General features: G+C 62.5%; 16 protein-coding genes. 11 read left to right on the forward strand and 5 right to left on the reverse strand.

The features are described from left to right. Window positions 1–115: 115 nt before the first annotated feature. Genes betA through betI form a run of 3 tightly spaced genes read right to left on the reverse strand, consistent with a single transcriptional unit; the run spans window position 116 to window position 3,937 of the window. Window positions 116–1,843, reverse strand: a complete 1,728-nt coding sequence (gene betA, locus AC1Z32_RS34290) for a choline dehydrogenase (RefSeq protein ID WP_483483242.1) — start codon at window positions 1,841–1,843, stop codon at window positions 116–118. A gap of 11 nt (window positions 1,844–1,854) precedes the next feature. Continuing rightward, window positions 1,855–3,324 (reverse strand): betaine-aldehyde dehydrogenase, encoded by a 1,470-nt coding sequence (gene betB, locus AC1Z32_RS34295; protein WP_483483243.1) that lies wholly within the window; start codon window positions 3,322–3,324, stop codon window positions 1,855–1,857. 25 nt (window positions 3,325–3,349) lie between these two features. Further along, entirely contained in the window at window positions 3,350–3,937 is a 588-nt protein-coding gene (gene betI, locus AC1Z32_RS34300) for a transcriptional regulator BetI (RefSeq protein WP_483483244.1), read from the reverse strand. 249 nt (window positions 3,938–4,186) lie between these two features. Between betI and fdhA the strand changes: the two genes are divergently transcribed. Both fdhA and AC1Z32_RS34310 read left to right on the forward strand, forming a co-directional pair. Next, window positions 4,187–5,383: a formaldehyde dehydrogenase, glutathione-independent gene (fdhA, locus tag AC1Z32_RS34305; RefSeq protein ID WP_483483245.1), complete on the forward strand. Its 1,197-nt coding sequence runs from the start codon at window positions 4,187–4,189 to the stop codon at window positions 5,381–5,383. A gap of 867 nt (window positions 5,384–6,250) precedes the next feature. Next, on the forward strand, window positions 6,251–6,781 hold the full coding sequence (locus AC1Z32_RS34310) for an N-acetyltransferase family protein (RefSeq protein ID WP_483483246.1): 531 nt from the start codon (window positions 6,251–6,253) through the stop codon (window positions 6,779–6,781). Between the two features lie 8 nt (window positions 6,782–6,789). Here the strand turns inward: AC1Z32_RS34310 and AC1Z32_RS34315 are convergent, their stop codons facing one another. Then, window positions 6,790–7,785, reverse strand: a complete 996-nt coding sequence (locus AC1Z32_RS34315) for a GlxA family transcriptional regulator (protein WP_483483247.1) — start codon at window positions 7,783–7,785, stop codon at window positions 6,790–6,792. Between the two features lie 464 nt (window positions 7,786–8,249). Between AC1Z32_RS34315 and AC1Z32_RS34320 the strand changes: the two genes are divergently transcribed. The 9 genes from AC1Z32_RS34320 to AC1Z32_RS34360 all read left to right on the forward strand — a co-directional run bounded on the left by AC1Z32_RS34320 (window position 8,250) and on the right by AC1Z32_RS34360 (window position 19,445). Beyond that, window positions 8,250–9,221, forward strand: coding sequence for a dipeptidase (locus AC1Z32_RS34320; protein ID WP_483483248.1), 972 nt, complete (start codon window positions 8,250–8,252; stop codon window positions 9,219–9,221). A gap of 30 nt (window positions 9,222–9,251) precedes the next feature. Further along, on the forward strand, window positions 9,252–9,785 hold the full coding sequence (locus AC1Z32_RS34325; RefSeq protein WP_062609455.1) for a DUF5943 domain-containing protein: 534 nt from the start codon (window positions 9,252–9,254) through the stop codon (window positions 9,783–9,785). A 60-nt stretch (window positions 9,786–9,845) separates the two neighbouring features. Beyond that, window positions 9,846–11,909, forward strand: coding sequence for an oxidoreductase (locus AC1Z32_RS34330; RefSeq protein WP_483483249.1), 2,064 nt, complete (start codon window positions 9,846–9,848; stop codon window positions 11,907–11,909). Window positions 11,910–11,924: 15 nt separating this feature from the next. Beyond that, window positions 11,925–13,835 carry a (Fe-S)-binding protein gene (locus AC1Z32_RS34335; RefSeq protein WP_483483250.1) on the forward strand — a complete coding sequence of 637 codons (1,911 nt, stop codon included), beginning with the start codon at window positions 11,925–11,927 and terminating at the stop codon, window positions 13,833–13,835. Window positions 13,836–13,839: 4 nt separating this feature from the next. Then, complete coding sequence (locus tag AC1Z32_RS34340; RefSeq protein ID WP_483483251.1) at window positions 13,840–15,000, forward strand: electron transfer flavoprotein subunit alpha/FixB family protein; 1,161 nt, start codon at window positions 13,840–13,842, stop codon at window positions 14,998–15,000. After that, window positions 14,997–15,755 carry an electron transfer flavoprotein subunit beta/FixA family protein gene (locus tag AC1Z32_RS34345; RefSeq protein ID WP_483483252.1) on the forward strand — a complete coding sequence of 253 codons (759 nt, stop codon included), beginning with the start codon at window positions 14,997–14,999 and terminating at the stop codon, window positions 15,753–15,755. The genes AC1Z32_RS34340 and AC1Z32_RS34345 overlap by 4 nt, the downstream gene beginning before the upstream one ends. Before the next feature lie 96 nt (window positions 15,756–15,851). Next, entirely contained in the window at window positions 15,852–17,150 is a 1,299-nt protein-coding gene (locus tag AC1Z32_RS34350; protein ID WP_483483253.1) for an aromatic ring-hydroxylating oxygenase subunit alpha, read from the forward strand. Between the two features lie 33 nt (window positions 17,151–17,183). Next, entirely contained in the window at window positions 17,184–18,461 is a 1,278-nt protein-coding gene (locus AC1Z32_RS34355) for an FAD-binding oxidoreductase (RefSeq protein WP_483483254.1), read from the forward strand. A 129-nt stretch (window positions 18,462–18,590) separates the two neighbouring features. Continuing rightward, window positions 18,591–19,445 (forward strand): glycine betaine ABC transporter substrate-binding protein, encoded by an 855-nt coding sequence (locus AC1Z32_RS34360; RefSeq protein WP_483483255.1) that lies wholly within the window; start codon window positions 18,591–18,593, stop codon window positions 19,443–19,445. Window positions 19,446–19,641: 196 nt separating this feature from the next. Here the strand turns inward: AC1Z32_RS34360 and purU are convergent, their stop codons facing one another. Beyond that, a complete protein-coding gene (gene purU, locus AC1Z32_RS34365; protein WP_483483256.1) occupies window positions 19,642–20,517 on the reverse strand; it encodes a formyltetrahydrofolate deformylase in 876 nt (291 codons plus the stop codon). Between the last annotated feature and the right edge of the window lie 82 nt (window positions 20,518–20,599).

A 20,599-nucleotide genomic window follows, 5' to 3' on the forward strand; every position in this document is an offset into this window, starting at 1 on the left:
GGGAGTGAGTTTGCAGGTGGTATGAGTAGGGCGATTTTGAAGCCGCGCTTGCGCGGCTTTTTTTTGTTCGGACCGAGGGCGATTGCCACCCTCGCGCCGCCTCCGTCTTCACGCCTCAACGCAAATTCAAAACCTCCTTCCTGACCGTCTCCAACGACGCGCCTGACGCCCACGCCGACTCCCGCGCCCGCTTCCCGCCAGCCACGAAATAAGGCGTATCAACCCGCGCCAACACCTCTCGCCCGCGAATCCGATCCGCGATCTTCTCCGCCAGCATGATCGTCGGCGCATTGAGATTGCCGGTTGTAATCTGCGGCATGATCGAGGCATCGACGACGCGCAAGCCGTCCATCCCATGCACGCGTCCTTCGCCATCGACGACAGCCATATCGTCATAGCCCATCTTGCAGGAACACGAAGGGTGAAAAGCCGTCTCCGCCTTCGCTCTCACGAACGCATCGAGTTCCGCGTCGCTCTTCAGATCATCGGAAGGATGAAGCTCGCGTCCCCGATACCGCTCCAAAGCAGGCTGCCGCATGATCTCGCGCGTAATGCGAATCGCGTCGCGGAACTCGCGCCAGTCGAGCGGGTCGGCCATGTAGTTGAAAAGAATGCTCGGATGCGCGTTCGGATCGCGTGACGTCAACTTCACGCGCCCGCGGCTCGGCGAACGCATCGATCCGACATGCGCCTGGAACCCATGCATCTTGATCGGGTTCGATCCGTTGTAATTGATCGCGACAGGCAGGAAGTGGTACTGGATGTTCGGCCAGAGATCGTCATCGCGCGTGCGAATGAAGCCGCCCGCTTCGAACTGGTTGCTCGCGCCAATGCCCGTCCCGTTCAACATCCATTCGAGCCCGATTGCAGGCTGATTCCACCACTGCAACGCCGGATACAGCGACACCGGCTCCTTGCACTCGTACTGCATGTACATCTCGAGGTGATCCTGTAAATTCTCACCGACGCCCGGCAGATCGTGAACGACGGGAATTTCCAGCGCCTTCAGCCAGTCCGGCCGCCCCACGCCCGAGCGCTGCAGCAATTGCGGCGATGCAATCGCGCCGCTGCACACGAGCACCTCGCGCCGCACATGCGCGGTGACGCGCTGCCCGCCATGCAGATACGCCACGCCAATCGCACGCTTGCCCGAGAACAACACGCGGTCGGTGGTTGCATGCGTAACTATCGTGAGATTGCCGCGATGCTTCGCGCGATCGAGATAGCCACGCGCCGTGCTCGCGCGCCTTCCCTTCGCCGTAACGGTGCGATCCATCGGGCCGAAGCCTTCCTGCTGATAGCCGTTCAGATCTTCGGTGCGCGGATAGCCCGCCTGAACGCCGGCCTCGACCATCGCCGCGAAGAGCGGATTATTGCCCGGCTTGCTCGTCGTCACATGCACGGGGCCATCGCCGCCGTGATACGCATTCGGCCCAATATCGCGCGTCTCCGCCTTGCGAAAATACGGCAGACAGTCGAGATAGCTCCAGTTATCGAGACCGGGCATTGACGCCCAGTTATCGTAATCGAGCGCATTGCCGCGGATATAGCACATGCCGTTGATCAGCGACGAACCGCCGAGCCCCTTGCCGCGCCCGCATTCCATGCGCCGGTTGTTCATATGCGGCTCGGGCTCGGTTTCATACGCCCAGTTATAGCGCCGCCCTTGCAGCGGATATGCCAGCGCCGCGGGCATCTGCGTGCGAAAGTCGAAGCGGTAATCCGGGCCGCCCGCTTCGAGCAGCAGCACCGTGATGTCTTCGTCTTCCGTGAGGCGCGACGCGAGCACGTTGCCCGCCGATCCCGCGCCGACGATGATGTAGTCGTATTCGTTCGCGCTCATCGCACTGCTCCTCAAAACACGGGCTGATAGGGACCGAGCTCGACCTGCACGGACTTGATACGCGTATAGGCATTGAGCGTGACGATGCCGTTCTCGCGCCCGATGCCCGACTGCTTGTAGCCGCCCACGGGCATTTCAGCCGGCGACTCGCCCCACGTATTGATCCAGCAGATGCCCGCTTCCAGCCGATGAATCACGCGATGCGCGCGCGACAGGTTTTCCGTCACGACGCCCGCCGCGAGACCGTAATCCGTATCGTTGGCGCGCGCGATGACTTCGTCTTCGTCATCGAACGCGAGAATGCTCATGACCGGACCGAAGATCTCTTCGCGCACGATGCGCATGTCGTCCCGGCAATCTGCGAACACCGTCGGTTCGACAAACTGGCCGCGCGCGAATGCACCATCGGTGATGCGCGCGCCGCCCGCCACGAGCCGCGCGCCTTCGTGCTTGCCGCTTTCGATGAAGCCGAGCACTTTCTGCAACTGCGCCGCGCTCACGAGCGGCCCGAAGTTGGTTCGCGGATCATCGGGTGCGCCGATCCGTATGCGCTTCACACGCTCCAGAACCAGAGCTTCGAACTTGTCGATGACACCGCGCTCGACGAACACGCGCGTGCCGTTCGTGCACACTTGTCCGGAGCTGAAGAAGTTCGCGCTCGTGGCGATATCGGCGGCGCGTTCGAGGTTGGCATCGTCGAACACGATGAGAGGCGACTTGCCGCCCAGCTCCATCGTCACTTCCTTGAGCGTCGCTCCGCCCGCGCGCGCCATCACTTTCTTGCCGGTTTCGACGCTGCCCGTGAACGATATCTTCTCGATGCCCGCATGTTCCGCGAGCATCGTGCCGACGCGTCCGTCGCCCTGCACGACGTTGAAGAGGCCCGCGGGAACGCCTGCTTCGCTATAGATCTCCGCGAGCTTCAGTGCGGTCAGGGGCGTGACTTCGCTGGGCTTGAAGATCATTGCGTTGCCCGCCGCGAGCGCGGGCGCCGACTTCCAGCACGCGATCTGAATCGGGTAGTTCCACGCGCCGATGCCCGCGCACACGCCGAGCGGCTCGCGCCGCGTATAAACGAACGACGATTCGCGCAGCGGAATCTGCCCGCCTTCGATGGCGGTCGCGAGCCCCGCGTAATACTCGATGACATCCGCGCCCGTGACGATATCGACGGCGCGTGTCTCCGCGATCGGCTTGCCGGTGTCGCGCGTTTCCATGGCGGCGAGTTCGTCGTTGCGCGCGCGAAGCAGATCGACCGCGCGCCGCAGGATGCGCGAGCGCTGCATCGCGGTCATCGCGGCCCATTCGCGCTGTCCCTCGCGCGCCGATCGCACCGCGCGATCGATATCCGCCTGCGACGCCTGCTGCACGCGCGCGAGCGTTTCGCCCGTGGCGGGGTCGAGCGTGTCGAAGGTTTCGCCGCTCGTCGCATCGACGTATTCGCCGCCGATATAAAGCCGTTGCTCTCCGAATGCGGACATGTTGCGCTCCTTTAAATGTGTGCGATCAGCCGCGCGCGTCCAGCACGAGGTCGATGTATTCATATGCGAGGCGCAGCGCGCCCTTCGTGTCGAACGGTTCGCCCGCGAGCGCGCCGCGCAGCCACAGGCCGTCGATCAGCGCGGCGAGACCGCTTGCGGCACGGCGCGCGGCGGGCTTCGTCAATGCTCTGGAGAAATCGGCGCACAGGTTCGAATGCAGACGCCGCGTGTTCACGCGCTGCAGCCGCCGCAACTCGGGCTTGTGCATGCTTTCCGACCAGAACGCGAGCCACGTCTTCATCACGGGCCCGTTCACCTGTTCGACATCGAAATTCGCGGCGACGACCGCGCGCAGCTTAGAGCGCGGGTCGGCCTTCGCGGCCTTGCGGCGGCGCGACGTGCCTTGCCACAGCGAGCGCAGCACGTGGCGCATCGTGGCTTCGAGCAGGCCGTCCTTGTCGCCGAAGTAGTGGCTCACGATGCCCGTCGACGTGCTCGCGCGCTGCGCGACCGAAGCGAGCGTCGCGCCCGCGAGTCCAGACTGGTCGATGGTGTGCAGCGTGGCGTCGATGAGTTGCGCGCGGCGGATCTCGCGCATTCCGAGCTTGGGCATGGCGGCTTTGTCTTGAACCTTGCGTACCTTGGATCGAGCCGATACTAGTTTTTTTATTTTGAACGGTCAATCAATAAAAACCGGGTCGAAAGGCTTTCGGGCTGCGATGTCGGTTTCAGTCAAACGCGCGTCGCATTGAGTCACGGTCGCGGGATCGTGGCAGCGCTACCCTCGTTGCACGGGCGCGATGACTCAAACGAGTGCGGCGGGTGTATCGCGCGTGCCGTCCACGAAACAAGGAGACGATCAATGAGCAGCAATCGCGGCGTCGTTTATCTGGGGCAGGGCAAGGTCGAAGTGCAATCCATCGACTATCCGAAGATGGTCGATCCACGCGGCCGCGCCATCGGCCATGGCGTGATTTTGAAAGTAGTCAGCACCAACATTTGCGGCTCGGACCAGCACATGGTGCGCGGCCGCACGACCGCGGAGGTCGGCCTCGTGCTCGGCCATGAGATCACGGGCGAGGTGATCGAAGTGGGCCGCGATGTCGAGACGCTGTCTATTGGCGATCTCGTGTCGGTGCCGTTCAACGTGGCGTGCGGCCGGTGTCCGACGTGCAAGTCGCAGCATACGGGTGTGTGCCTGAACGTGAACCCGTCGCGCGCGGGCGGCGCTTACGGCTATGTGGACATGGGCGGCTGGATTGGCGGCCAGGCCGAGTATGTGATGGTGCCGTACGCCGACTTCAATCTGCTGAAGTTTCCCGACAAGGCGCAGGCCATGTCGAAGATCCGCGACCTCACCTGTCTCTCCGACATTCTTCCGACGGGCTATCACGGCGCGGTGATGGCGGGCGTGGGACCGGGCTCGACGGTGTATATCGCGGGCGCGGGGCCGGTGGGCATGGCGGCGGCGGCATCGGCGCGGCTGCTGGGCGCGGCGTGCACGATCGTCGGCGACATGAACGAGGCGCGTCTTGCGCACGCGCGCGCGATGGGCTTCGAGACGATCAACCTGTCGAAGGACGCGACGCTCGGCGAGCAGATCGAGCAGATTCTCGGCAAGCCTGAAGTGGATTGCGCGGTCGATTGCGTGGGTTTCGAGGCGCACGGCCACGGCACGGACAGCGGTCACGAAGCGCCCGCGACGGTGCTCAACTCGTTGATGGAGATCACCAAGGCTGCGGGTGCGATCGGCATTCCGGGTCTTTATGTGACGGATGATCCGGGGGCGGTCGATGTTGCTGCGAAGAAGGGTAGTTTGAGCATCCGGTTCGGGCTCGGCTGGGCGAAGTCGCATTCGTTCCATACCGGGCAGACGCCTGTCATGAAGTACAACCGCAATCTGATGCAGGCGATTTTGTGGGACCGGCTGCCGATTGCGGATATCGTGAATGTGACGGTCGTTTCGCTCGATGAAGCGCCGGAAGGGTATCGGGCGTTTGATGGCGGAGCACCGAGGAAGTTTGTGCTGGATCCGCACGGGTTGTTGAAGGCGGCTTGAGGTTTTCTTTGCTCCCTGCGGGTGGGGTCGGTTTTTTGGACCTCGCCGGTGGGGGCTTTTCGTTTTGCTTCATTTCGTTTTGCTTCGCTTCGTTTCGTTTCGTTTCGTTTCGCCGGATCCCGTTTTCATGCCGGTCTATTAGCGTTGCCCCTATGCGGGGCGGCAGTCACTTTCTTTGCTGCTGCAAAGAAAGTAACCAAAGAAACAGCTATCCCCATCCAAAGTACTTCAAGCCGGCCCCGGCACAGAACTTCGCAAGTGGTCCGGCAGTAGCGAGTGCCCTCATAGGCCTAACCGGGCTTGGATCGCGCACGGTCTGCCACATCGCACCGCTCAACTGACTGGTAAGGCGCCAAATAGCTCCGGCCCGCTTCGCGGCCGACCGGTCAATTGGGTCGGCGCACACTTCCTTGCTAACGCTTCTATCTCTCCGCAATTGCCGCAAGTTGGTTTCCCTTGCAGACCCGGCGGCAGCGCGTAGCGCTGTGCCGGAGCTATTTGGTGCTGAACCAGCGCGCTTAATGTTCTGGCGTGTCAGACCGTGCGCGGTCCAAGCCCGATTAGACCTTTGAGGGCACTCGCTACTGCCGGACCACATACCATCTTCTGTGCCGGGGCCGGTGTGAAGTACTTTAGATGGGGATAGCTGTTTCTTTGGTTACTTTCTTTGCAGCAGCAAAGAAAGTGACTGCCGCCCCGCATAGGGGCAACGCCAATAGACCGACACGAAAACAGGATTTCATGAAAGCGCACGCAGGAGGCCCGGCCCAAGGGCAACACCAATAGACCGACACGAACACGGGAATCCGGCGAAACGAAAACCCGTCGCCCCACCAAATCCCCCAAAATCAGCGTCATACTTACCCCATGACCGCCGATTACCTCCGCACTGCGCTCTCCGTGCGCCTCGCGCTCCCCTCCGATGCCGCGGAGATCGCCCGCATCCACGTCAAGGCCTGGCAGGCCGCCTATCGTTCGATCTTTCCCGCCGAATACCTCAATTCGCTTTCCATTCCGAAGCGTCAGGCGCTATGGACCGCGCTGATCGCGCGCGGTATGCCCCGCGTAATGCTGGCGCAGCGCAACGACGTCGCGCTGGGCTGGATCGCATGGGGCGCCTCGCGCGACCACGACAGGCGTGAAACGGACGCCGAAATCGAAGCCATCTACATCGATCCGGCGTATTGGCGCAAAGGCGCGGGCCGCATGTTGATCGATGAAGCGATCAACGCCGCGGCAAGCGAAGGCTATCGGGAAATGACGCTCTGGGCGCTCGAGGAAAACGTGCAAGGCCTGCGCTTCTACAAGGCGCTCGGCTTCGCTCTGGATGGCGTGTTCCGGACGGAACGGGTCGGCGGATGCGAAGTCTGCGAAACGCGGCTTCGCATGGCGATCTGACCGATCGCTCAGGCAACCATCGCAGGGACGGGAGACAAAGGCGGAACCTGCTTTCGGCGCTCCCGCGTCGGCGCCGTGCCGAACGCGTCGCGATAGCTCTTCGAGAAATGACAGGCGGACTGGAAGCCGCACGCCATCGTGATGTGCATGATCGACATATCGGTCTGCAGCAGCAACTCGCGCGCGCGCCGCAGCCGTAACGTCAGATAGTAATGCGTCGGCGTCATGCCCAGATGCTCGCGGAAAAGCCGCTGCAACTGCCGTTGCGACATATTCGCCAGCCGCGCCAGTTCCTCGCGCGACAAAGGCTCTTCGATGTTGTTCTCCATCAGCGAGATGACTTCGAAAAGCGACTTGTTCGCCGACCCCAGACGCGCGACCAAAGGCATGCGCTGCTGCGCGCTCGTATCGCGCACATGCTCGACGATGAACTGCTCCGCAATCTGCGTGACCCGCGCCGTGCCGACGCGCGCCGCGATCAGGTTGAGCATCATGTCCAGCGGCGCGACGCCGCCCGTGCACGTAACGCGATCGCGATCGACCACGAACAGCTCTTTGAGAAAGCGCGTGTCGGGAAACTCTTCTTTAAGCGCCGACATGTTCTCCCAGTGAATCGCGCATGCATAGCCGGCGAGCAGGCCCGCGCGCGCCAGTGCATAGGTGCCGGTGCACAGGGAGCCGAGCACGCTGCCCGTGCGCGCGAAGCGGCGCAAGGCGGAAAGATGCTCGGGCGTGGTCGAACGCTGCACGTCGATGCCGCCGACCACGAACACGATGTCAGGCTGCCCCACGCAATCCACCGGACCGGTATCGACGGAAAGCCCGTTGCTCGCCGTCACCGGGCCGCCATCGGGACTCACGATCGACCATCGATAAAGCGGCTGCCCCGTCAGGTAGTTCGCCATGCGCAGGACTTCGATCGCATTGGTGAACGCGATCATCGTGAAGTTGGGGAGCGGCATGAACGCGAAGTGCGACAGCGACGCCGTGCGATCGGAGGACATGTGAGAACTGATTCCTTGGAATCTATTGATTGGCGCCGTCATGCGCGGCGCTTTGCTACTTCTGCAATTTTGGTTTCGAGTGCAACTACCATGCCATCAGGCGAAACCCTGAGCAGCATGAGGCACTGCTCATGCTTTGCCCCATCCGCGCACCGGGGCGGGGCCAGACGGGTAAAGGAATGCACTCCTGAAGCGCACGATCGTTCCGGCGCAGTGCAGCAGAAAGCCTAAGGGAATGCGCTACACCGAATCTGAATTCGCCACTTGTCGAAAACAGACGCGCATGTCGGAAAAGGTAAAGAACACGTCTAAATTCGTAAATTGACCGGCAGGGCGAAAGACAAGAATAGACGCAACGACAAAGCCCTCGACGAAACGCTGGAAGCCCTGTCAGGCCCGAGTCGAACGACAGTTCTTTCGCGCCGCGCGAACCCCCTCTACCAAGCGACACGGAGCACATCAGGATGAGCACCCTGCACGACAACAGCATCATCATCGACGGACTGAATATCTCGAAGTTCGAACGCTCCGTGTTCGAGGACATGAGAAAGGGCAAGGTCACCGCCGTGAACTGCACTGTCTCGGTCTGGGAAGACTTCCAGAAGACCATCGACAACATCGCGGAAATGAAGCAGCAGATCCGCGAATACAGCGAAATTCTCACGCTCGTGCGCACGACCGATGACATCCTGCGCGCGAAGAAAGAGAACAAGACCGGCATCATCTTCGGCTTTCAGAACTCGTATGCGTTCGAGGACAACCTCGGCTATATCGAAGTGTTCAAGGAACTGGGCGTGAACGTGGTCCAGCTTTGCTACAACACGCAAAACCTCGTGGGCACGGGTTGCTATGAAGCCGATGGCGGCCTGTCCGGCTACGGCCGCGAAGTGATTCAGGAAATGAACCGCGTCGGCATCGTGGTGGATCTCTCGCACGTCGGCGCGAAGACTTCTTCCGATGCGATCGCCTGCTCGAAGAAGCCCGTCACGTATTCGCACTGCTGCCCGTCGGGCCTCAAGGATCATCCGCGCAACAAGACGGACGATCAGCTGCGCGAGATCGCCGATGCGAACGGCTTCGTCGGCGTGACGATGTTCTCGCCGTTCCTGAAGAAAGGCCCGGACGCGACCGTCGAGGATTATCTCGAAGCGATCGAATACACGATCGATGTGATCGGCGAAGACAAGGTGGGCATTGGCACGGACTTCACGCAAGGCTACAGCACCGAATTCTTCGACTGGATCACGCACGATAAGGGCCGTTATCGCCGTCTGACGAACTTCGGCAAGGTCGTGAACCCCGAAGGCATCCGCACGATCGGCGAGTTTCCGAACCTGACCGCGGCGATGGAAAAGGCCGGCTGGAGCGAATCGCGCATCAAGAAGGTGATGGGCGAAAACTGGCTGCGCTATTTCGGCGAAGTCTGGAACGTCTGAGAGCAACGACAACTATAAAGGAACCCTGCGATGCAACCCCAACTGCCTATCGACGTCGATCCGCAAACCGGCGTATGGACCACCGACGCGCTGCCGATGCTTTACGTGCCGCGCCATTTCTTCACCAACAATCATGTCGCCGTCGAGGAAGCGCTCGGCCTCGAGACGTATGCCGAGATTCTCTACAAGGCCGGCTACAAGTCCGCCTATCACTGGTGCGACAAGGAAGCGGAGAAGCACGGCATCGCCGGCATGGCCGTGTTCGAGCATTACCTGAAGCGCCTGTCGCAACGCGGCTGGGGTCTGTTCGACATCGTCGAAGCCGATCCGGCGACTTCGTATGCGCGCATTCATCTGCGTAACTCGTCGTTCGTGCTCCAGCAGCCGGGCAAGCAGGGCAAGCTCTGCTACATGTTCGCGGGCTGGTTCGCCGGCGCGATGGACTGGGTGAACGACACCGCGCCCGACAGCGCGAAGAAGGGCCCGCGCTCCAAATCCGTCGAGACGCAATGCGCGGCCGAGGGACACGATCACTGCGTGTTCGAAGTGTCGCCACTGGCTTAACCGCGTCGGAGACAACGCGGCAAAGTAGTTGCATGTAAAACCATTCCGAGGTCGATCGCAATGCGTTACCCGAACCTTTTCAAGCCTCTTCAGCTGAACAAGCTGACCCTGCGTAACCGCATCGTCAGCACCGCGCACGCGGAGGTCTATGCCGAACCGGGCGGCTTGCCCGGCGACCGCTATATCCGTTACTACGAGGAGAAGGCGAAGGGCGGCGTCGGCCTTGCCGTGTGCGGCGGTTCGAGTCCCGTGTCGATCGACAGCCCGCAAGGCTGGTGGAAGTCGGTGAACCTCGCGACCGATAAGGTCATCGACCCGCTTTCGCGTCTCGCCGAAGCGATGCATCGCCATGGCGCGTTCATCATGATCCAGGCGACGCACATGGGCCGCCGTTCCGCATGGCACGGCGAGCACTGGCCGCATCTGATGTCGCCGTCGGGTGTGCGCGAGCCGGTGCATCGCGGCAACGCGAAGATCATCGAAGTGGAAGAGATCAAGCGCATCATTCAGGACTTCGCGGCGGCCGCGAAGCGCGTGAAGGATGCGGGCATGGACGGCATCGAGATTTCGGCGGCGCACCAGCATTTGATCGACCAGTTCTGGAGCCCGCGCACCAACTTCCGCACGGACGAATGGGGCGGATCGCTCGAAAACCGTCTGCGCTTCGGCGTGGAAGTGCTGCAGGCCGTGCGTGAAGAAGTGGGCAAGGACTTCTGCGTTGGCTTGCGCATGTGCGGCGACGAGTTTCATGAAGACGGTCTCTCGCACGAGAACCTGAAGGAGATCGCTCAGGCGATGTCTGAAAGCGGCCTCATCGATTACGTCGGCGTGATCGGTTCCGGCGCGGACACGCACAACACGCTCGCCAACTGCATGCCGCCGATGGCGCTGCCGCCCGAGCCGTTCGTGCATCTCGCGGCGGGCATCAAGTCGGTCGTGAAGCTGCCGATCATGCACGCGCAAAGCATTCGCGATGCGGGTCAGGCCGAGCGTCTGCTCGCGAACGGCATGGTCGATCTCGTCGGCATGACGCGCGCGCAGATCGCCGATCCTCACATGGTCATCAAGATCCGCGATGGCCGTGAAGATGAAATCAAGCAGTGCGTCGGCGCCAACTATTGCATCGACCGTCAGTACAACGGCCTCGATGTGCTGTGTGTGCAAAACGCGGCGACATCGCGCGAAGAGACGATGCCGCATGTGATCGAGAAGACGCGCGGGGCTAAGCGTAAGGTCGTCGTGGTCGGCGCGGGTCCCGCGGGCCTCGAAGCGGCACGCGTCGCGCGTTCGCGTGGTCATGACGTCGTCCTGTTCGAGAAGAACGATTACGTCGGCGGCCAGATCATGCTCGCCGCGAAGGCGCCGCAGCGCGAACAGATGGCCGGCATCGTGCGCTGGTTCGACATGGAGACGAAGCGTCTCGGTGTCGATCGCCGTCTCGGTGTCGCCGCGGACGACAAGATGATCATGGCCGAGAAGCCGGACATCGTCGTGCTCGCGACGGGCGGCTCGTCGTTCACGAATCAGGTGCCCGCGTGGGGCGTGGAGCAGGGTCTTGCGGTCAGCTCGTGGGACATTCTCTCGGGCAAGGTCGAGCCGGGCAAGAACGTGCTCGTCTATGACGGCGTGTCCACGCATGCGGGCGCGGGCGTCGCGGACTTCATCGCGTCGAAGGGCAATAACGTCGAGATCGTCACGCCTGATGTGAAGGTCGCCGACGACACCGGCGGCACGACGTTCCCGATCTTCTATCGCCGTCTCTATGCGCAAGGCGTGATCCATACGCCGAACTACTGGCTCGACAAGGTGTACGAGGAAGACGGCAAGAAGATCGCCGTGATCCGCAACGAGTACACGGAAGAGCAGGAAGAGCGCGCGGTGGATCAGGTCGTCATCGAGAACGGCATCACGCCGAACGACGCGCTCTACTGGAAGCTCAAGCCCGAGTCGCTCAATCGCGGGCAGGTCGATGTGCACGCGCTCTTCGCGTCGCAGCCGCAGCCGTCCCTGAGCGAAACGCTCGGCAACGGACGCTTCCTGCTGTTCCGCGTCGGCGACTGCATCTCGATGCACAACATCCACAGCGCGATCTACGATTCGCTGCGCCTCTGCAAAGACTTCTGACGAGGGTATTGGACGATGAACCCCGTGTTTGTCATCACCGCGCTGCTGTGGCTTTCGATGGCGGGCCTCGCGTTCGCCTTGCTCAAGCGCGCAGCCTACTGGCGCGAAGGCCGCGCGACCGCGGCGGGCGTGTACGGATGGGCGAATCTGCTCACCATCCCCAAGCGCTATTTCGTGGATCTGCATCATGTCGTGGCGCGCGATCCGTATATCGCGAAGACGCACGTCGCCACTGCCGGCGGCGCGATTCTCGCGATGGCGCTCGTCTTCATCAACTACGGTCTCGCGATCTACTCGCCGTGGCTCGACCGCGCGATCTTCATCGCGGCGATCATCATGCTCGTCGGTGCGGTGTTCGTGTACAAGCGCCGCCGCGCGAAGAACGTGCCCGCGCGTCTGTCGCATGGACCGTGGGACAGCCTGCCCTTGCTGCTCGGCTCGTTCGCGCTCGGCCTCGCGTTGTTCATGCTGCTGCCCGCGTCGTGGATGTCCGGCGCGCTCGCGATCATCGTCGCATTGCTGATCGCGGCGGGCGCCTGGACGATGACTTTCGGCGCGGCGCAAGGCGGCCCGATGAAGCACGCCATGGCGGGTCTGCTGCATCTCGCGTTTCATCCGCGCCAGGAGCGCTTCAAGGAAAAGACCGGCCAGGAAGTCGTGCCGCCGACGGCCCTGAAAAAGCCCGTGCTCGATGCGAAGGAATATGGCGTCGGCAAGCCGGTCGAGTTCCGCTGGAATCAGCTGCTGAGCTTCGATGCCTGCGTGCAGTGCGGCAAGTGCGAAGCCGCGTGCCCCGCGTTCGCATCGGGCCAGCCGCTCAATCCGAAGAAGCTGATTCAGGATCTCGTCGTCGGCATGGTCGGCGGTTCCGACTCGCAATACGCGGGCAGCCCGACGCCCGGCATTCCGGTCGGCAGGCATTCGGGCGGTCCGGCCAAGCCGCTGATCTCGCAGATGATCGAAGCGGACACGATCTGGTCCTGCACCACTTGCCGCGCCTGCGTGCAGGAGTGCCCGATGCTGATCGAGCACGTCGATGCGATCGTCGACATGCGCCGCAACCAGACGCTCGTCGAAGGCAATGTGCCGGGCAAAGGTCCGATCACGCTCGCGAATCTGCGTGAGACGGGCAGCCAGAACGGCTATGACATCGGTGCGCGTTACGACTGGTCGGTGGATCTGCAGGTGCAGGTCGCGCAGCCGGGACGTCCCGTGGATGTGCTGCTGATCGCCGGCGAAGGCGCGTTCGACATGCGTTATCAGCGCACGCTGCGCGCGCTCGCCAAGGTCATGAACAAGGCGGGCGTGGATTACGCGGTGCTCGGCGGCGCGGAAACGGATACGGGCGATACCGCGCGGCGTCTGGGGGATGAAGCCACGTTCCAGCAATGCGCGTCGAAGCTGATGAACACGCTGTCGCAGTATCAGTTCCGTCGCATCGTCACGGCCGACCCGCACGTGCTGCACAGCCTGCGCAACGAGTATCGCGCGCTCGGCGGCTATTACGAAGTGCAGCATCACACGGCGTTCATGGCGGAACTCGTCGCGAACGGCAAGCTCACGCCGAAGGCCGCCGCCGTGTTCAACGACAAGAAGATCACGTATCACGATCCGTGTTATCTCGGCCGCTACAACGGCGAGACGGAAGCGCCGCGCAAGCTGCTGAAGACCATCGGCATCAAGGTCGTCGAGATGGAGCGTCACGGCATGCGTGCGCGATGCTGCGGCGGTGGCGGCGGCGCGCCGTTGACCGATATCCCCGGCAAGCAGCGCATTCCCGATATCCGTATCGCCGATGCGAAGTCGATCGGTGCGGAAGTGGTCGCCGTCGGTTGCCCGCAATGCACCGCGATGCTCGAAGGCGTGGTCGGTCCTCGTCCCGAAGTGCTCGACGTGGCGGAGCTCGTTGCCGCCGCGCTGGAGTAAAGCAATGAACGACATCAAACGAATCGATCCGCGCCGTCCGTTCATCGTCACGGCGGCGGGACTGAAGCGCATCACGCTCGGTGAAGTCGGCAATGGCGTCGTGCTCGATTTCGCGCATGGCGGCCACAAGGAAGCCGTGAAGCCGCGCCGCACGACGAAGCCCGCCACGCGCTCGCTGCTCGTCGCGGCGCACACGGACCGCGGCGCGCTCGACGATCACGCACGCCAGGCATTGGCCGCCGCCGCGTTGCTCGCGGATGATCAGACGGAAGTCGTGCTGGTCGCGTTCGGCGAGTTCAAGGACGATGCCGCCGCGCTGGGCGCGGACCGTTTCATCGAACTGCCCGCTTTCGACCGGCGCAATTACGCACCCGACGAAGAAGTGCGCGCGCTGACGGCGTGCGTCGCGGCTTACACGCCCGCGCACATCTTCATGCCCGACAACGCGACAGGCGACGGCGATCTCGGCCGCCGCTACGCCGCGCGCGCCGATGTATCGATCGCGACGCACGTCGTCGAGCTCGATGCCGCGCACGTCGCATCGTATGCGCATGCGGGCCGCGCGATCGCATCGCGTGCCTTGCCCGATGTCGTTTTGCTTGCAGCCAATGCCGTCGATGCGAAGCTGCCCTTCGTCGGCGCGGGCGAGGCGGTGAGTCCTGAAAGCATCGTGCCGGCATCGAAAGTGAGTGCTTACATCGATCTCGGCATCGAGGAGATGGACGCCGCGCAGGTCGCGCTGGAAGAGGCGGACTTCATCGTGTCGGCGGGCAACGGCGTCTCCGATATCCCTGCGTTCGAGACCCTCGCGAGCACGCTGGGCGCCGCGATCGGCGCGAGCCGCGTCGCCGTCGACGACGGCAAGTTCACGCGCGACAAGCAGATCGGTGCGACCGGCAAGACCGTCGAGGCGAGCGTGTATATCGCGTTCGGCATTTCGGGCGCTGTGCAGCATTTGCAGGGCATCAAGGATTGCCGCCATGTGATTGCCGTGAATCTCGACGCCAGCGCGCCCATTGCCAAGCGCGCGAACCTGACGATCGTCGCGGACACGCAGGAAACGATCAAGGCGCTGACCGATGCAGCCGCCGCCGCGCGCGCCGCGCGTGCGAACGGTGGTTCGATCGTGCAGACGGCGCATGTCGCCGAAGGAGTCGCAGCATGAAGATCGCCGTTCTCGTTTCCACCGGGCGTCATCCGGTCAGCGGCACCGCGCGCTATAGCCGCAACGATGCCGCCGCATTGACCATTGCCATCGACATCGCCAAGACGCATCACGCGCAACTCGACGTGCTGCATGCGGGCGATCCGGCCAATCCCGCGTTGCAGGAATACCTCGCGCTCGGCGCGCCGAAGGTCGAAGTGCTGAACACGCAGGGTGATGCCTGCGCGGCGCTCGCGCAGCGGCTCGCCGGTTACGACCTCGTGTTCACCGGCACGCGCGCCGAGGGCGCGTTCGACAGCGGCACGCTGCCTTACAAGCTCGCCGATGCGTTGAACGTGCCGCTCGTCGGCGCGGCCGTCGATGTCAACGTGACGAAGGAAGGCGTGGAAGTGCGCCAGTTCATGCCGAAGGGTTTGCGCCGCCGCGTGCGCGCCCAACTGCCCGCGCTCGTCGCCGTGCATCCGCTCGCCAATGCCGCGCCGCGCTATGCCTATGCGCGCATGCGCGAGGGGCATGTCGCGCCCGTCGCCGCGACCGCGCCGGCAGATAGGGAAAACACCGCATGGAGCGTAGGCGCGATCACGGCGAAGCCGAAGAAACTCGCTGCGCCCGAGAAGCGTTCGGGCCACTCGCGCATGCTGTCCGCGACGACGACGGAAAGCCGCGGCGGCAGCGTCGTAATTGAAGGGAGTTCCGTCGAAAAAGCACAAGTGATTCTGGCGTATTTGCGCGAGCATCAACTCGTCGACTATTGATTTCCGGCACGGCCGGGCGACCCACATACGAAAGCAGAAGCCCGCGTTCAAAGGTGTTTGGCGGGGCACCAGACGTGACGCAAAACGGAGCACACGATGAAAGTTTCGGCAGACGTTCGCGCGATGATCGAACGCCGCAAAAAGGGCCATACGCTCGAGGCGCCGTTCTATACGAGCGCGGAGATTCACGCGCTCGACCTCGATGCGATTTTCCGCAAGACCTGGATCCAGGTTGCCGTGGAGCCGGATATTCCCGAGCCGGGCGATTACACGACGGTCGAGATCGGCAACGATTCGATCCTGATCGTGCGCGACGACGACATGGAAATCCGCGCGTTCTACAACGTGTGCCGCCACCGCGGCGCGCGCTTGTGCAACGAGGAGAAAGGGTCGCTCGGCAATATCGTGTGCCCGTATCACAGCTGGACGTACAACCTCTCCGGCGACCTGATGTTCGCCGAGCACATGGGCGACCAGTTCGACCGCTGCAAGCACAGCCTGAAGAAAGTGCATGTGCAGAATCTCGCGGGCCTCATCTTCATCTGCCTCGCCGACGAGCCGCCCGCCGACTTCGCCGTGATGCGCGAAGCGATGGAGCCGTACATGCTGCCGCACGGCCTCAAGGACTGCAAGATCGCGGCGAGCATCGATATCGTCGAGAAGGGCAACTGGAAGCTCACGATGGAGAACAACCGCGAGTGCTATCACTGCGTCGCGAACCATCCCGAGCTGACCATTTCGCTCTATGAATACGGTTTCGGCTATCAGCGCTCGCCGGCCAACGAGGAAGGCATGGCCGCGTTCGAGAAGACCGTCGAAGAGCGCACGAAGCAATGGGAAGCAATGTGCCTGCCGTCCGCTGAAATCGAGCGTCTCGCCGATCTCGTGACGGGCTTTCGCACGCAACGCCTGCCGCTCGATCGCGACGGCGAATCGCAGACGCTCGATGCGAAGGTCGCATCGAAGAAGCTGCTCGGCGGCTTCGAGCGTGCGGACCTGGGCGGACTGTCGTTCTGGACGCAGCCGAACTCGTGGCATCACTTCATGAGCGATCACATCGTGACGTTCAGCGTGATTCCGCTCGCGTCGGGCGAAACGCTCGTGCGCACGAAATGGCTCGTGCATAAGGATGCGCGCGAGGGCATCGACTACAACGTCGACAACCTCACCGCCGTGTGGCGCGCGACGAACGATCAGGACCGCACGCTCGTCGAGTATTCGCAGCTCGGCGTCGCGAGCAACGCGTACGAGCCGGGTCCGTACTCGCCGTTCACGGAAGGGCTCGTCGAGAAGTTCTGCGAGTGGTACATCGGACGTCTTGCCGATTATGCGAACACGCCGGAGCAGGGCGTCGATGCATCGCACGGCGAGAAAGTCGTTTCCTTCATGCGCTAAGCGCGTTCGAACAGCAGCAAGCAGGAGCAGAACATGATGCGCGATCAGGCTACGTTCGAGCCGACCGACAGCCGTGTCACCCAGCCGAAGTTCTGGGGGACGCTGCCCGTGCGCTGGGATTGCGATACGGACGAGACGCTCGTCTGCTGTCACGTCCGGCAGGAAACGCACGACGTCAAGAGCTTTTTCTTCAAGGCGCCGGGCGAACGCACGTTTGCGTTCGAGCCGGGGCAGTTCATCACGCTCGAACTCGAGATCGACGGGGAGCAGATCAACCGCTGCTACACGATCTCGTCGGCGCCGACACGTCCGCACACGATCTCCATCACGGTGAAGCGCGTGCCGGGCGGGCCGGTGTCGAACTGGCTGCATGACAACATGGTTGCGGGCGCAACCGTGCGCGTGCTCGGGCCGTCCGGCGAGTTCACGTGCGCGCGTCATCCGGCGCGCAAGTATCTGTTCCTGTCGGCGGGATCGGGCATCACGCCGCTCATGTCGATGAGCCGCGCGCATCACGAGCTCGGCGACGATGCGGACATCGTGTTCGTGCACAGCGCGCGCACGCCGGACGACATCATCTTTTCGCGTGAGCTCGATCTCATCGCGTCGAATCACAAGAACTTCCGCACGTCGTTCGTGTGCGAGCGGGTGGGTGCACGCACCAACTGGCCGGGCGTCACGGGCTTTTTGACCTTGCCGCTATTGAAGCTGATCGCGCCTGATTTTATGGAGCGCGAGATCTTCACGTGCGGTCCCACGCCTTACATGAAGGCAGTGCGCAATCTGCTCGACGAAGGCGGTTTCGATCGCAAGCACTATCACGAGGAAAGCTTCTCGTTCGGCGTCGTCGAGGAGGTTGCGGCGGAGCTTACGACCGCGCATGTCGCTGAAGCGCTCACCACGCAGACGGATTTCGTCGAAGCGCGTAAAGAGGCGGTCGGGTTCGCTCCGGCGCCGACTGAGCCGATCGAAGCTGCGCCTGTCGAAGCTGCGCCTGTCGAAGCCGAGCCGGTCGAAGCCGAGCCGGTAGAAGCCGCTCCGATCGACACGAAGTTCAAGGTGAACTTTGCGAAGAGCCGCCGCGAGATCGAATGCGGCGGCGGCGAACACGTGCTCGACGCCGCGAAGAAGGCTGGCGTGCGTCTGCCTTCGTCGTGCACGCAGGGCATGTGCGGAACGTGCAAGGTGAAGCTCGTGTCCGGCGAAGTGAGCATGAAGCATGCGGGTGGCATTCGTCAGCGCGAGATCGATCAGGGCATGGTGCTGCTGTGCTGCAGCAAGCCTTTGAGCGATCTCGTCGTTGACAAGTGAGGTCCTGGGTCGTGCGCGTCAAACCGCGTCGTTTCTGGACAATTGAGTGTCGGAAAAGCGCGTTACGTATCAATTCTGGCTGGTGATTCTGTTCGCTACACGGCGTGGGGCCGCTTAGGGGGAAACCTGATGAAACCGATGAGAAGAATGCTCGTACTTGGGGCGATGACCGCCGCCCTCGCCGCGAGCTTTGTGGCGAACGCCGCTGACAAGCCGACTATCAAGATCGGTTACGTTGAAGGCTGGGACGATAGTGTGGCGACATCGAACGTTGCCGCGCGCATCATCGAGAAGAAGCTCGGCTATCCGGTGCAGCTCGTGCCGGTGGCGGCGGGCGTGATGTGGCAGGGCGTCGCGCGCGGCGACCTGGACGCGACGCTTTCCGCGTGGCTGCCGGTTACGCATGGCGCGTACTGGAACAACTTCAAGGGCAAGGTCGTGAATCTCGGTCCGAACTTTCAGGATGCGAAGATCGGCCTGATCGTGCCGGAGAATGTCGACGTCAACAGTCTCTCCGATCTCGAGGCGAAGAAGGCGGAGTTCGATTCGCGCATTGTCGGCATCGATGCGGGCGCGGGCGTGATGCAGAAGACGAGCGAGGCGATCAAGGCTTACAACCTCGACTACAAGCTGCTGCCGAGCTCGGGCAGCGCGATGACGGCGGAACTGGCGCGCTCCGAGGCAGCCAACAAGCCGATCATCGTGACGGGCTGGAAGCCGCATTGGATGTTCGCGAAGTACAAGCTCAAGTTCCTTGAGGATCCGAAGAAGGTCTTTGGTGAAGCTGAGCATGTGGATAATGTCGTGAATCCAGAACTCGAAAAGAAGGCTCCGCCGGTGGTGGCTTTCCTGAAGAAGTTTCAGTGGAAGCCGGGTGAGATCGATAGCGTGATGCTCGCTACGCAGAATGGCGAGAAGCCGCAGGCGGCTGCTGATGCGTGGATCAGCGCACATGGGGATCGGGTGGAGAGTTGGACTAAGTAAAGGGATTTTGAGCGTTGGGCGACGCTGAGGCGCCGTGGGTTGAAGCCTGCGGCGCTTTTTTTTCGCCGGATCCCGTTTTCTTAGTGGTCTATTAGCACTGCCCCGCATAGGGGCAACGCGAATAAACTGACGCGAAAACGGGATCCGGCGAGAAGCCGAATCCAAATCCGCAGCAAAGCGAAAAGCTACAAAAAACTTACCGCAAAACCACAGTCCGCTCCCCATTGATAAACACGCGCCGCTCGATAAACGCCTTCACCGCCCGTGCAAGCGTAATGCACTCCACATCCCGCCCGGTGGCAAGCAACCTCTCCGGCCCATAAGAGTGGTCGACGCGCTCGACTTCCTGCTCGATGATCGGCCCTTCATCGAGATCGTCGGTGACGAAATGCGCGGTAGCGCCAATGAGCTTGACCCCACGCGTATGCGCCTGATGATACGGCTTCGCCCCCTTGAACCCCGGCAAGAACGAATGATGAATATTGATCGCGCGCCCCGCGAGCTGGCGGCTCGTCTCGCCCGAAAGAATCTGCATGTAACGCGCGAGCACCATCAACTCAGCGCCTGAAGTCTCGAAGAGATCGAGCAGACGCGCTTCCTGCTGCGGCTTGGTATCGGCGGTGATCGGCAGATGATGGAACGGCAAGCCATGCTGCTCCGCCAGATGCGCGAGATCCGTATGATTCGACCCGATCCCGACGATATCCATCTTCAACTCGCCCATGCGCCAGCGGAACAAAAGATCGGCGAGACAGTGCTCGAGCTTCGACACCATGATGAGCACCTTCGGCCGCACGGCGAGATCGTGCATCGCCCAGGTCATCGAGAAACGCTCGGCGATAGGCGCGAATTCGCGCTGCAACATCGCCAGATCGAGCGCTTCCTCGGGTTTCGCGCCATGAAACACGCAGCGCACGAAGAAGCGTCCGGAGAGGTCGTCGTCGAAGACGGTGAGCTCGTCGATATAACCGTGATGCCGCTCCAGAAAACCGACGATGGCGGCGACCTGCCCCGCCGCGCTCGGGCACGAAACGGTAAGCACCAGTTGATCAAAGCGGGAATCGGCTGCCATGCGTGCTCCACATTCGAATGGTTGCAACGCCGCGAAATGCGGCGAGCGTACTCGCTAGTAAAGCAAACACGCGCGCCCGCCG

Source organism: Caballeronia sp. 11_S32 (genome assembly GCF_056930355.1).

Excerpts from the sequence above, each read along its gene's own strand:
- betA (WP_483483242.1), bottom strand. The coding sequence starts at position 1,843 with ATGAGCGCGAACGAATACGACTACATCATCGTCGGCGCGGGATCGGCG.
- betB (WP_483483243.1), bottom strand. The coding sequence starts at position 3,324 with ATGTCCGCATTCGGAGAGCAACGGCTTTATATCGGCGGCGAATACGTC.
- betI (WP_483483244.1), bottom strand. The coding sequence starts at position 3,937 with ATGCCCAAGCTCGGAATGCGCGAGATCCGCCGCGCGCAACTCATCGAC.
- fdhA (WP_483483245.1), top strand. The coding sequence starts at position 4,187 with ATGAGCAGCAATCGCGGCGTCGTTTATCTGGGGCAGGGCAAGGTCGAA.
- AC1Z32_RS34310 (WP_483483246.1), top strand. The coding sequence starts at position 6,251 with ATGACCGCCGATTACCTCCGCACTGCGCTCTCCGTGCGCCTCGCGCTC.
- AC1Z32_RS34315 (WP_483483247.1), bottom strand. The coding sequence starts at position 7,785 with ATGTCCTCCGATCGCACGGCGTCGCTGTCGCACTTCGCGTTCATGCCG.
- AC1Z32_RS34320 (WP_483483248.1), top strand. The coding sequence starts at position 8,250 with ATGAGCACCCTGCACGACAACAGCATCATCATCGACGGACTGAATATC.
- AC1Z32_RS34325 (WP_062609455.1), top strand. The coding sequence starts at position 9,252 with ATGCAACCCCAACTGCCTATCGACGTCGATCCGCAAACCGGCGTATGG.
- AC1Z32_RS34330 (WP_483483249.1), top strand. The coding sequence starts at position 9,846 with ATGCGTTACCCGAACCTTTTCAAGCCTCTTCAGCTGAACAAGCTGACC.
- AC1Z32_RS34335 (WP_483483250.1), top strand. The coding sequence starts at position 11,925 with ATGAACCCCGTGTTTGTCATCACCGCGCTGCTGTGGCTTTCGATGGCG.
- AC1Z32_RS34340 (WP_483483251.1), top strand. The coding sequence starts at position 13,840 with ATGAACGACATCAAACGAATCGATCCGCGCCGTCCGTTCATCGTCACG.
- AC1Z32_RS34345 (WP_483483252.1), top strand. The coding sequence starts at position 14,997 with ATGAAGATCGCCGTTCTCGTTTCCACCGGGCGTCATCCGGTCAGCGGC.
- AC1Z32_RS34350 (WP_483483253.1), top strand. The coding sequence starts at position 15,852 with ATGAAAGTTTCGGCAGACGTTCGCGCGATGATCGAACGCCGCAAAAAG.
- AC1Z32_RS34355 (WP_483483254.1), top strand. The coding sequence starts at position 17,184 with ATGATGCGCGATCAGGCTACGTTCGAGCCGACCGACAGCCGTGTCACC.
- AC1Z32_RS34360 (WP_483483255.1), top strand. The coding sequence starts at position 18,591 with ATGAAACCGATGAGAAGAATGCTCGTACTTGGGGCGATGACCGCCGCC.
- purU (WP_483483256.1), bottom strand. The coding sequence starts at position 20,517 with ATGGCAGCCGATTCCCGCTTTGATCAACTGGTGCTTACCGTTTCGTGC.